The organism is Hymenobacter properus, from assembly GCF_015694735.1.
Classification (GTDB): domain Bacteria; phylum Bacteroidota; class Bacteroidia; order Cytophagales; family Hymenobacteraceae; genus Hymenobacter; species Hymenobacter properus.
Genome location: NZ_JADQDP010000002.1, coordinates 1,071,918 through 1,083,971, shown reverse-complemented (window position 1 = coordinate 1,083,971; position 12,054 = coordinate 1,071,918). Strand labels below are relative to the sequence as shown.

At 61.6% G+C, this 12,054-nt stretch carries 9 protein-coding genes; 2 read left to right on the top strand and 7 right to left on the bottom strand.

Going from position 1 to position 12,054, the window contains the following annotated elements; translation table 11 throughout:
- Positions 1-17 precede the first annotated feature (17 nt).
- Positions 18-1,331 (top strand): RagB/SusD family nutrient uptake outer membrane protein, encoded by a 1,314-nt coding sequence (locus I2I01_RS10785; RefSeq protein ID WP_196286445.1) that lies wholly within the window; start codon positions 18-20, stop codon positions 1,329-1,331.
- 75 nt (positions 1,332-1,406) lie between these two features.
- Here I2I01_RS10785 and hslU read toward each other — a convergent pair whose 3' ends face one another.
- The 3 genes from hslU to lon form a co-directional block, all read right to left on the bottom strand.
- Positions 1,407-2,819: an ATP-dependent protease ATPase subunit HslU gene (gene hslU / locus I2I01_RS10780; RefSeq protein WP_196286444.1), complete on the bottom strand. Its 1,413-nt coding sequence runs from the start codon at positions 2,817-2,819 to the stop codon at positions 1,407-1,409.
- 157 nt (positions 2,820-2,976) lie between these two features.
- Positions 2,977-4,038, bottom strand: a complete 1,062-nt coding sequence (gene porQ / locus I2I01_RS10775) for a type IX secretion system protein PorQ (RefSeq protein WP_196286443.1) — start codon at positions 4,036-4,038, stop codon at positions 2,977-2,979.
- Between the two features lie 148 nt (positions 4,039-4,186).
- Positions 4,187-6,607 (bottom strand): endopeptidase La, encoded by a 2,421-nt coding sequence (lon, locus tag I2I01_RS10770; protein ID WP_230679058.1) that lies wholly within the window; start codon positions 6,605-6,607, stop codon positions 4,187-4,189.
- 348 nt (positions 6,608-6,955) lie between these two features.
- On the opposite strand from lon, the gene I2I01_RS10765 reads away from it, so the two are divergent.
- Positions 6,956-9,076 carry an OmpA family protein gene (locus I2I01_RS10765; protein WP_196286441.1) on the top strand — a complete coding sequence of 707 codons (2,121 nt, stop codon included), beginning with the start codon at positions 6,956-6,958 and terminating at the stop codon, positions 9,074-9,076.
- Here I2I01_RS10765 and I2I01_RS10760 read toward each other — a convergent pair whose 3' ends face one another.
- The 4 genes from I2I01_RS10760 to I2I01_RS10745 are packed head-to-tail and all read right to left on the bottom strand — an operon-like array spanning position 9,077 to position 12,041.
- Positions 9,077-9,517 (bottom strand): 3-oxoacyl-ACP synthase, encoded by a 441-nt coding sequence (locus tag I2I01_RS10760; protein ID WP_196286440.1) that lies wholly within the window; start codon positions 9,515-9,517, stop codon positions 9,077-9,079.
- Complete coding sequence (locus I2I01_RS10755) at positions 9,514-10,095, bottom strand: hypothetical protein (protein WP_196286439.1); 582 nt, start codon at positions 10,093-10,095, stop codon at positions 9,514-9,516. Before I2I01_RS10755 ends, I2I01_RS10760 begins: the two co-directional genes overlap by 4 nt.
- A gap of 9 nt (positions 10,096-10,104) precedes the next feature.
- Positions 10,105-10,548, bottom strand: coding sequence for a hypothetical protein (locus I2I01_RS10750; RefSeq protein WP_196286438.1), 444 nt, complete (start codon positions 10,546-10,548; stop codon positions 10,105-10,107).
- Positions 10,548-12,041 carry a GH3 family domain-containing protein gene (locus tag I2I01_RS10745; RefSeq protein WP_196286437.1) on the bottom strand — a complete coding sequence of 498 codons (1,494 nt, stop codon included), beginning with the start codon at positions 12,039-12,041 and terminating at the stop codon, positions 10,548-10,550. Before I2I01_RS10745 ends, I2I01_RS10750 begins: the two co-directional genes overlap by 1 nt.
- Positions 12,042-12,054 lie beyond the last annotated feature (13 nt).

Sequence of the window (12,054 nt, the reverse complement as noted above, 5' to 3'; positions counted from 1 at the left end):
TTTTAAGCATGGGGCTGATGGTAGGTAGCTGTGATAAGGCGGTGAACGTAGAGCCCTCGAACAGTGTCAGCTCCGACACCGGCTTTACGACCAAGGAAGACGCTGCCGCTGGTTTGTTGGGCTGCTACGATGCCCTACAATCTGCCGATTACGATGGCTTGGCTTTCCCAACCATCGTTGACTTGATTTCCGGCGATATCCGCTTCTTGGGTACCTTCACGACGACCTATGGCGTGATTGGACAGAACCTGGCCGCTCCGGACAACATCCAAATTGGCAACACCTGGAATGCCATCTACGTTGCCATCAACCGGACCAACTACTTGCTCCAGCAAAGCGACAAGATTTCAGACCCGGCTTTCCCGAAGGCAACCACGCAGGCCCAAGCCCGGGCCCTGCGCGCCTTGCACTACATGAACCTGCTGGCCCTTTGGGGTGGTACTACCCAAGGCTACGGCTATGCGGGTGGCCTTGGGGTGCCGTTGCGCCTCACGCCCACCACGGCCATCGGTCCGGAAACGGCCGCAATTCCCCGTGCTTCCGAAGCGGAAGTAGCCGCGGCAATCCGCGCCGACTTGGATTTTGCTATTGCAAACCTCCCGACCACGACCACTGCCATCCCTTCTACCACGGCAGCGGCCAACGTGGTAACCCGAAACGCCGCATTGGCGCTGCGGGCCCGCTTTGAGTTGCGCATGCGGCAGTACGCCGACGCACTGAGCTTTGCTCGCATGGTGCCGACGGTGGCTAACTTTGGCAGCACCACTCCCGGCTACTCCGTTACGCTGAACGACGCCATCTGGCAGCTCTACTTCTCGACGACCGATAAAAACCAGTATGCTTTCTACTGGTTTGGTGGCCGCAACGAGTTTGACCCGGGCCTGACCATGGCTGCGGCTCACCCCACAGGCGACCGTCGCTTGCCCATCAACGTGGCCACGGGTGGCCAAACGCTGAAGTACCAACGTTCATCTACCGGTGATGACCCTTTCCCGGTTGTGCGCTACTCGGAAGTGGTGCTGACCATTGCCGAAGGCCTGGCTCAAACCGGCGACCTGGCCAATGCCATTGTGCAGTTGAACCTTATTCGCAGCCGCAACGGCCTGCCGGCCACGACGGCTACCACTACCAGTGCGGTATTGGCAGATATTCTGCTGCAGCGCCGTTTGGAGTTTGCTTACGAGGGCATGTACTGGTTTGACTTGCGCCGGACCAACACCGTGCAAACGGCACTGCCAACCTACACGCAGACCTACCGCAATCTGTTTCCCATTCCGTTCCGGGAGGTTAGCACCACCAACGGCGTGATTGCACAGAACCCGCTTTACTAAGCGCTAGCGTTCTAGCCATTAAAAAAGCCCCGGCCATACGGCTGGGGCTTTTTTTTATAACTGCGGCCTTAGAGACTACAAAATGTATTGGCTCAGGTCGCGGTTTTTCACCATGTCGCTCAGCCGTTCGTCTACCAGCGCGGCCGTAATCTGGACGTGCGCATGGGCCCCAATCTTGTCCGGCACGTCGTAGAGAATATCGTTGAGCAGGCGGCTCATTACCGTGTGCAGGCGGCGGGCGCCGATGTTTTCGACTTCGGCATTCACTTCAGAGGCAATTTCAGCCAAACGCTCCAAGGCCTCGTCGTCAAAGGTTAGCTCCACATCTTCGGCTTTAAGAAGGGCCTCGTATTGCTTGGTGAGAGCGTTTTTGGGGTCTTTCAGGATGCGGAAGAAATCGGCCTTTGTCAGGCTTTGCAGCTCGACGCGGATGGGGAAGCGGCCTTGCAATTCGGGAATGAGGTCGGATGGCTTGCTGACGTGAAAAGCACCGGCAGCGATGAACAGGATGTGGTCGGTGTTGACGATGCCGTACTTGGTGCTCACAGCCGAGCCTTCCACAATGGGCAGCAGGTCGCGCTGCACGCCTTGGCGGCTCACGTCGGGGCCACCTTTGCCGCTGCCGCCGCTGGTGGCCACCTTGTCGATTTCGTCGATGAAGATGATGCCGGCGTTTTCGGCCTGGCGAATGGCTTCGTCCTTCACCTCGTCCATATCGATGAGCTTGGCCGCTTCCTCATCGAGCAGCAGCTTGCGGGCTTCGGCCACGGTCACTTTGCGCTTGCGGGTTTTCTTGGGCAGCATGTTGCCCAGCATGTCCTGCAGGCCCGATAGCGTGCCCTCATCCATGCCAGGAGGTGCGCCCATGATGCCCACGCTGGGCCCGGATTGCGCCACCTGAATTTCGATTTTGCGGTCTTCGAGCTCGCCGTTCTTGATTTTCTGACGGAACCGCTCGCGGGTGCGCTCGTTCAACTCGGCATCGGAGTGGGGCACCTCGTCGGCCCCTCCCCCACTGCCGCTGCCGAAACCTAGGCCGCTTTTAGCGCCGGCCGGCTGGGGAATGGCCGGAATGAGGGCGTCGAGGATAATTTCCTCCACGGCGTCGGCGGCTTGGGCTTTTACCGCTTCCTGGCGGCGGGCTTTCACGCGGTTCACGCTCTGTTCGGCCAGGTCGCGCACCATGCTTTCCACGTCGCGGCCCACGTAGCCCACTTCAGTGAACTTGCTGGCCTCCACTTTCACGAAGGGGGCATCGGCGAGGTGGGCCAGGCGGCGGGCAATTTCGGTTTTGCCCACGCCGGTGGCGCCAATCATGAGAATGTTGTTGGGCACGATTTCGGCCTGCATGGCGGCCGGGGCGTGCAGGCGGCGCCAGCGGTTGCGTAGGGCAATGGCCACGTGGCGCTTGGCGTCGTGCTGGCCGATGATGTACTTATCGAGTTCGGCCACAATTTGGGCCGGGGTCAGGAAAGAGTCGTTGAGCATAAGGTAGTGTACGAGGTTTGGAAGGGTATTGGAAACAAAAAACTGTCATCCTGAGCGAAGCGAAGGACCTTTTCACCATGGAACGAAAACCGTTCTAGCTTGAAATGGTCCTTCGCTTCGCTCAGGATGACAGTTGTTATTCAATCCAACAAAGTTGCTATTCCTTCTTCTTAAACAATGAATTCAAATTGCGAGACACGGTGATGTACTCGCTGGAGCCCGCCGCCTGCAGCGTAGCGTGAGTGTAATCAATCTGGAAGGAGCTGATTTTGAGCATGGCGCCAAAGCTGAGGCCGGCGCTGCCGCTGGTGTTGTCGAGGCGCAGCTCGCGGCGCTGCAGGTGGTTGTAGCCCACGCGCAGGTTGAAGCCCTTGCCCAGCACTAGCGCCGCACCCACCGTGAAATGCCGGGCTAGGTTGTCGCCGAAGCTTTTGGTGGGCTTCTTTTCCTGCCCGCTGGCATCCTGCACCCCACGGGCATTGGGGTCGAGGTATTGGATGTCCCACTGCTGCAGGTGGTGGATGGTGAGCGACAGGCGCAGGGGCATGTGTTCCGGCTTCACCGTGGCGCCAATCTGCACGTCGAGCGGCAGCTGGCCCCGGTCGGTACCCGGGTAGGTGATGAACTGGTAGCCCGCATTTTTCACCGCCAGACCCGCCGTGAAATCGGTGGTGGGGTGCTTGTAAAGTATGCCTGCATCGGCCACGCCCGCCAGCGAGCGGCTGCCGGCAATGCTGCTCACTGCCAGCTTGGCGGTGGCGCCAAAGGTGAACTTGCCCTTGGTGTAAGAATCGGACAAGCCGGCGGTGTACTCGTTCACGCCAAACGTACCCAGACTGTTGCCGGCGGCGTCGTAGCTCTGAAAATCGCCGTAGTTGAGGTAGGTGACGCCCACGCCGAAGCGGCCGTACTTCTCGGTGTTGAAGGCATAGGCGGCTGTGCTCTGCTTGATGTCGGCCACGTAGGCCACGTAGCTCAGCGCCAGCCGACCGTCCATGTCGGCGTTGAGCAGGGCCGGGTTGCCGAACAGCATGGTGGGGTCGTCGGTACGGGTCGAGACGTTCATGCCGCCCAAGGCCGCCAGGTGGGCGCTAGGCGGAAGGTCCAGGAACGGAAAGACAGTGCGGCCGCCCAGTTGTTGGGCCGCCGCCGTCTTCACCCCCAAAATGCCCAGCAAAAGGCCAAGCCCGGCAAGCCGACAAGCGGAAAAATGCTTCATATAGCTAAGATAAGGGACACCCGCGCCCCCGTTGGCAGCCTAACGCACAGCCAGTGCAAATAAGTACCCCGTCCCAGCATTTTAGCTGCTACTGGCTTTTCTAAACGATGCAGGGACGGGGACAAGCCCCGCCCCTGCATCGTTTAGCCTATTGCACCTCCACGCTGGGTCCTACCACGGGCAGGGGCTCGTCGCGCACGGGCAGCTTCTGCGGGTGCGGCACCAGCTCGTCGAGCAGGGCCACGCGCAGCACATCGTCCACTCGCTCGGCGTAGTGAATGGTGAGGCCTTTGAGGTAATCCTCTTGGATTTCCTCAATGTCCTTGCGGTTTTTGGGGCATAGAATGATGTCTTTCATGCCGGCGCGACGGGCGGCCAGCAGCTTTTCCTTGATGCCTCCCACCGGCAGCACCTTGCCACGCAGGGTGATTTCGCCGGTCATGGCCAGCTTGGCGCGCACCCGGCGCTGGGTGTAAGCCGACGCAATGCTGGTGAAAATGGCGATGCCCGCGCTGGGCCCGTCCTTGGGCACGGCACCTTCGGGAAAGTGAATGTGCAGGTCGTACTGCTCAAACAGGCGGTAGTCGATGCCGATTTCGTCGGCCCGTGAGCGCAGGTAGCTCAGCGCCGTGATGGCCGATTCCTTCATTACATCGCCGAGCTGACCCGAGAGCGTGAGCTTGCCCCGGCCGCGGCTCAGCAGGCTTTCCACGAACAGAATGTCGCCGCCTACCGAGGTCCAGGCCAGGCCCGTTACTACGCCGGCGGTGTCGTTGTCCTGGTACTGGTCGCGGTCGAAAATGGGCGCGCCGAGGATTTTGCGGATTTCGGCGGGTTCCATCACGGCGGGCAGCTCTTCCTTGCCGGCCTTGCGGCGGGCCAGGTTGCGCGTCACGGCGGCTAGCTTGCGCTCCAGGCCGCGCACGCCGCTTTCGCGGGTATAGTCGTCGGCCACGCGGTGCAGCGAGGCATCCGTAATTTTAACTTCCGCTTCACCCAGGCCGTGCTCCTTGAGCTGCTTGGGCCAGAGGTGCTTGCGCGCAATCTGCACCTTTTCCTCCTGGGTGTAGCCGGTCAGGTCGATGATTTCCATGCGGTCGCGCAAGGCGGGCTGGATGGTATCGAGCGAGTTGGCCGTGGCAATGAACAGGACCTTCGAGAGGTCGTATTCCACCTCCAGGTAGTTGTCGGTGAAGGTGGCGTTTTGCTCGGGGTCGAGCACTTCGAGCAGGGCCGAACTGGGGTCGCCGCGGAAGTCGCTGCTCACCTTGTCAATCTCATCGAGGATGATGACGGGGTTGGAGGCTCCGGCCTTCTTAATCTGCGAGATAATGCGACCGGGCATGGCGCCCACGTAGGTTTTGCGGTGCCCGCGGATTTCGGCTTCATCGCGCACGCCGCCCAGGCTCATGCGCACATACTTGCGGCCCAAGGCCGTGGCAATGCTGCGGCCCAAGGAGGTTTTGCCCACGCCGGGAGGGCCGTAGAGGCACAAAATGGGCGCCTTCAAGTCCTGCTTCAGCTTGAGCACGGCCAGGTATTCGAGGATGCGCTCCTTCACTTTTTCGAGGCCGAAATGGTCGGCGTCGAGGATTTTCTTGGTTTGCTTGAGGTTGAACTTGTCCTTGGTGTATTCACCCCAGGGCAGGTCGAGCAGGAATTCCACGTAGTTGACGCTCACCGAGTAGTCGGGCGCCATGGGGTTGGTACGAGTGAGCTTCTCCATTTCCTTTTTGAAGTGGAGCGCCACGTTTTCGGGCCACTTTTTGGTTTCGGCGCGGGCGCGCAGGCGGTTCACGTCCTCGTCGGGGCCTTCCTGGCCCAGCTCATCCTGCAGGGTTTTGAGCTGCTGGCGCAGGAAATATTCGCGCTGCTGCGCGTCGATACCGGTGTGGGTTTTCGAGCGGATGTCCTGCTTGATTTCCAGCAGCTCGGCCTGGCTGAGCAGGGCTTCGAGCAGCTGGCGGGCCTGCTGCTCGGGGTCGGCCAGCTCCAGCAGCTTCTGCTTGGCGGGCAAGTCGAGCTGCACGTTGCTGGACAGGAAGTGCGTGAGGAAGGCCGGCGACTGAATGCCGTCGAGCATGGCACGGGCCTCCATCGGAATCTCGGGCGTGAGCTCTAGCACCTTGGTAGCCGCCTCGCGCAGGGCCTGCAGCAGCGCGAACTCGCCGGGAATGTCAGGGTTCAGGGCCACCTCCGAGAAATAGCTCACGCGGGCCACGAGGGGCGCGAAGCTCAGCTCCTCTTCAATAGTGAAGCGCACTTGCCCTTGCAGGATGATGGTAATCTGGCCGTCGGGCTGTTCCAGCAACTTCAGGATGCGGGCCAGGGTGCCCACGGGGTGCAGCTCGGCCACGGTGGGCTCGTCGGCGTTGGGGTCTTGCTGGGCCACTACGCCGAGGAGCTTGTCGGCGGCGTAGGCTTTGCGCACCAGCTTCACGCTTTTTTTGCGCGTCACCGTCACGGGCAGCACCACGCCGGGAAACAGCACGGTGTTGCGCACGGGCAGCAGCGAGAGGGAGGGCGGGGCGTCGTCGCCGCGCAGGAGGTGGTCAGGGTCGGCGGCCATGATGGCAATGGCTTCGGGTTGGGAATGAGGGTCGCTGAGGGCTTGCAGGGGCTGCAAAGCCGAAGAAAAAACGGATGCCAGGCGCATGGACGAGAATAAAGCCGGAAACAACGGCGGCGGGTGCCACATTGGCAGCCCACGGCTTTGTGAAAGGGGGAATACAAGGTACGGCTTCCCACCGCGTTTGGACGTCAAGCGCCGTGCCAGCCGCCGGATTCCGACAAAGCGGCGCACTGCTGGGCCAAGCGCCACTCCTTCACGCGGCATAAATCGCTAAATTGGTGGCAACTTGCGCCTCCAATTATTTTTATTACTCTACTAATGCCCTTTTTATTGCGTCGGTGCACGATGCTTTTTCTACTCCTTGCCGGGCTGCTGGCGGCGCAAACGGGCTGGGCCCAGCGCCGGCCCGTGAAGCGCATTCCCGCTGCGGCCTCCCCCTCGGCCGATACCACCAGCGGCGGGGCCTCGGCGGCTCCTAAAAAGCTGGGCAACAAGCCTGCGCCTGCCAAAGCCGCGGCGTCCAAACCAGCCATTGCGCCGGGTACTTACCGGGTGCGCGGCCTCAACAGCCGCGTGAGCCGCAAGCTGCACCTGCGCCCCGACGGCACGCCTGACTTTGTGTTCATCAACCGCTACCCGCTTTTTGAGGATAAGAAGGCTCTGAAGGCCATTGACAAGGCCGAAAAGCGGCGGCAGTACCACGCGGCCCGGCTGCTGCTCGAAGACTACGTGGCCAAGTTCGGACCGGTCAATTTCGAGAAGAACACCGACATGCTCTGGCGCCTGGGCCAGCTGCTGGAGCGCGACAGCCAGAACGTGAAGGCAAAGGCTTATTTCCGCCTGGCCCTCAAGCACAGCCGCAAGGACATCACCAAGATTCAGCTGTACTACGACTCGCTGGAGCAGAAAAACACCGACTTGTACGTGCCTCTGAAAACGTACTACGAGCTGGTGGAATACCGCAAGAACCTCAACACTTTCCACCCGCCCAAAGGCGTGTACACCACCATGGGCGACGCCATCAACAGCAAGGCGCCCGACTATGGGCCCGCGCTGGGTGGCAACGACTCGCTCCTGATTTTCAGCAGCAAGCGCAAGCGCCGCGGCATCACCGGCGTGGTGGATGAGGACCTGTATACCTCGCGGCGCGAGGGCGTGAGCTGGACCGACGCCGAGCCCCTGCCCAAGCCCATCAACTCGCCCAACAACGAGGGCTCGGCCTGCCTGAGCAAGGATGGCAAAACCATCTACTTTGCCCGCTGCGAGTGCAGCACCTGCCACGGCAACTGCGACCTCTACACCGCCACCCGCGGCAAAGACGGCAAGTGGGGCACGCCCAAAAGCCTGGGTCCGCTGGTCAATTCCTTTGCCTGGGACTCGCAGCCCACGCTCTCGCAGGGCGAAGACACGCTGTACTTCGCCTCCGACCGGCTGGGCGGCTTTGGGCTCTCGGACATCTACTTCACCCACAAGCTGAAAAACGGGCAGTGGAGCCCGGCCGAGAACATGGGCCCGGTCATCAACACCCGCGAAAACGAGGTGAGTCCGTTTTATCACCCGCTCTACCACGTGCTGTACTTCAGCTCGCGCGGGCAGCTGCTGAATTTCGGCGATTTCGACATCTACAAAACCTACCGCGTGGGCGGGCGCTGGCAGGAGCCCAAAAACATTGGCCCGCTGGTGAACGGCAAGGGCTCGGAGTACTACTTCACCATCGACCGCGAAAGCAAAAACCTCTACTACGCCCGCTCGGAGGCCCAGGAAATCAACAACCTTGACCTTTACTCCTTCCCGCTGCCCATGGAGGCGCAGCCGCTGGCCACTACCCGCGTGGAGGGCACGCTGGTGGATTCGGTGAGCAGCAAGCCGCTCAAAGGCATCGTGAGCATCATCGATACCGATAATGGCATCGAAGTGGCCAGCAAGTTCATCCGGCCCGACGGTACGTTTGATTTTGAGCTGATTGAGGGCTCGCACTATGCCATGCTCATTCAGAGCCCGGACTTTTTCTCGGTAGAAAAGCAGTTTGCGCTGAAGGGCGACACGGTAATGACCCTGCTTACCAACAGCATCGACTACAAGCTGCCGCTCATTTTCAAGAACCTGGAGTTTGAGCCGGCCAAGGCCAACGTGCTGCCCAGCATGTATCCCACGCTCGACCGCATTGCGCTGTTCCTAGTCGACCACCCGGCATTCCGACTCAGCATCACGGGCCACACCGACAGCCGCGGCGACCCGGAGGTGAACGAAAAGCTGTCGCAGGACCGCGCCGAGGCCATCCGCAAGTACATTGAGCGCAAAGGCAAGCTCGCGCCCAACCGAATCGAGAGTTTCGGCTATGGCTCCAGCAAGCCCCTGAAAGACGAGTTGACCGACGACGACGCCAAGGTGAACCGCCGCGTGGAGTTCAAGCTCATCCGGCCCGATGGCGATAAGCCCGCCGACGGCGGCGCGGACTGGAAGTAACTATTCTATTGCCAGCACCCGCACCGTTTTCCCGTTGAAAGCGGCCTTCTCCCCCACCCGTAGCCCCTTGAGGGCCACAGCCACCGGCGCGGCAGGCGATACGGCAAACACGTCCGTTCCGTCCAGCTTGCCGGCGCTGATGCTGATATAAAAACGGCCCAGGCTGGTGCTCACGAGGGCGCCGGGGCGCACGGTGTCGCAGGGCGCGTCGGGATTAATGCGGGCCAGCTCGGCTTGCAGCTGCTGGGCCTGCTGCATCTGGGCGGCGTTGCGGTCGCGCTCGGCATTGGCCATTTCGCGGCCGGTTTCATACTTGTCGCCTGCGCTGCTCTTGGTCTCGGAAGAGGAAGACTCCTGGGCGGCCTGCATGGCGGTGCGGGCGGCGGCTATGCGCTGCTCGATGAATGATTGGCAGAAGGCGTGAAGGGCGGGTTTGGTCATGGATTGGGGTGAATCTGAATCCACGAAATACGGCCGTTGGGCGCAGTTAACTTGGTGGGTTCGTCGGCTACCACGTATTTAGCAAGTGCCGGCTGCTTGGAAAAGATGTATTCTATACCCGGTTTCTCGACGTCGCCCACAAAGGCAATCTGAAACGTCGGCAGCATCATGTTGGGCACCACGCGCACGGTGGGCAGGGCCGTTTTCAATTGGCCCGACGTGGAGCCCGGGTGGATGCCTTTGGCCGTTTTGTAGGACGGGTGAAATGCCAGCAAGCCGGCCACTTTCTGCTTGGTCTGCCAATCGGGGAAATACAGAAACAGCTGCTGGCTGCCCTTTTTCACCATCACACCGCCGGGTTTGGCGTTGGTGTCATCAAAGCCGTAGGCCAGCAGGTGCACCGGCGTGAAGGTGCAGCCTTTGTAAAGCTGCCGGAGCTGCGCAATGGGCATGCCGATGCGGGCTCGCCCAACCGAATTTTCAGTTATCGCGGGCGTATCGGGGAACGACGAGGGCGGCGCCTGGCTGATGCTGCCGGAAAGCAGCCAGCCACAGAAAACGCTAAGAAACTTGAGCACGGAGCGAAGTTAGAATGAATCCAGCACGGCACGCAGTTTCGCCGCCCACCGCTCATCTTCCGGCTTCACCACCAGCACCCGAAAGCCGTGCCGTTCGCCTTCGAGACGCACGCCTTCCGAGTCGTCAATCAGCAAATCGATGCCGAAGCTGGGCGGATGCTTGGTGCAGCGGGCCCGCGCTTCGCGGTCGTGCCGCGGCTGGTTCACCACGCCATCGAGCCGGATGCCGTGCAGCCAAAAGATGCGCCGGATGCGCCAGGCACTGCGGTACGAAGTGGTGTACACCCACACTTCCCAGCCACGTTGGCGGCAGTAGTCGGTTAGCTCTTTGATGCCGTGACGCAGCGACTCGGGGCGCAGCAGCTTTGCCCAGAAGCGGCGCTGAGGCTTTTCGAGCGGAAAGTCATGGCTGCAGCGGATGAGGGTGTTATCCAGGTCGAAGGCGAGGCGCATCAGCTATGCAGTAATCCCTCCGCAACCTTTCTATCATTCCCCAGCCGCGGCACCTTGTTCTGCCCGCCTAGGCGGCCCAGGCTTTTCATGTAGCGCTGAAAGGCCCCGGCGGGCAGCGGCGTGAGGAGTAGCGGCACCAGGATGTTGCCCCGGCGCAGGTCGTCGTAGTAGGTGTTGCGCTGGCGCAGGGCCGCATCCACCGCAGCAGCGAATGTGTCGGCGTCCTGCGGCGCGCGGCCGAGTTCCACCAGCCACTCATGGCGCGAGGGCGTGGCGGGGTCGTCGCTCACCAAAGGGGCCACGGTGAATTCGGTGACTTCGACCTCGGGAAACTGTCGCATGGCTTCGCGCAGGGCCTGCTCTACCTCCTCCCCTATCACGTGCTCACCGAAGGCCGACAGGAAGTGCTTGATGCGCCCCGTGACCACCACGCGGTGCGGCCGGAGGCTCACGAAGCGCACCGTGTCGCCGAGCGAGTAGGCCCACAGACCGGCGTTGGAGGTGAGCACCACGGCGTAGTTGCGGTCCAGCTCCACATCGCCGATGGTGAGGCGGGGCGCGTCGGGCTCGAAAAACCGCTCGGAAGGAATGAATTCGTAGAATATGCCGCTGTTGAGCAACAGCAACAGGCCCGGGTTGCCGGGCTCGTCCTGGAAGGCCAGGAAGCCTTCAGATGCCGGAAACAGCTCGATGCTGTCCACCGGCCGGCCAATGCTCTCGAAGAGCTTGGCGCGGTAGGGCTCGAAGTTGACGCCCCCGTATACGAACAGGTTGAAATCCGGAAACAGGTCCTTGACGGGGCGGCCGGTGCGGGCCGTGAGCCGGTCGAAGTACATCTGCACCCAGGGCGGAATGCCGGAAATCAGCGTCATTTTTGCGCCCAGCGTCTCATCTACGATGCGCTCCAGCTTGGTTTCCCAGTCTTCGATGACGTTGGTCTGGTAGGTGGGTAACTGGTTGCGGCGCAGGTAGGCCGGCACGTGGTGGTTGGCGATGCCCGAAAGCCGGCCCGTGCGGATGCCGTGGTGCATTTCCAACTCCGGGGAGCCGGAGAGGAATATCAGCTTGCCATCGAGAAACTGACTGCGACCGGTGCGATAGATGTAATACAACAGCGCATCGCGGGCGCCATCAATATGGTTGGGGATGCTGTCTTTGGTAATGGGGATGTACTTCGTGCCGGAAGTGGTGCCGCTGGTTTTGGCCAGGTAAAGCGGCCGGCCGGGCCATAGCACGTCGGCCTCGCCGGCCTGGGTGCGGTCGAACCAGGGCTTGAGGGCCTCGTAGTCGCGCACGGGCACCTGCCGGGCAAAATCGGCCGGCGTGCGGACGCCCCCCAGTTCATGCGCCCGGCCGAAAGCGGTGCCAGCGGCCGTGGCCGCGAGCCGGGCCAGCAACTCGCGCTGCGTGGTTTCGGGGCGGTGCTGCCAGCGCTGGTAGCGCCGGGCAATGTAGCGGGCCAGGGGCCGGCTCAGCGTGGCTTTCAATCCCATAATTCCGAGTAAA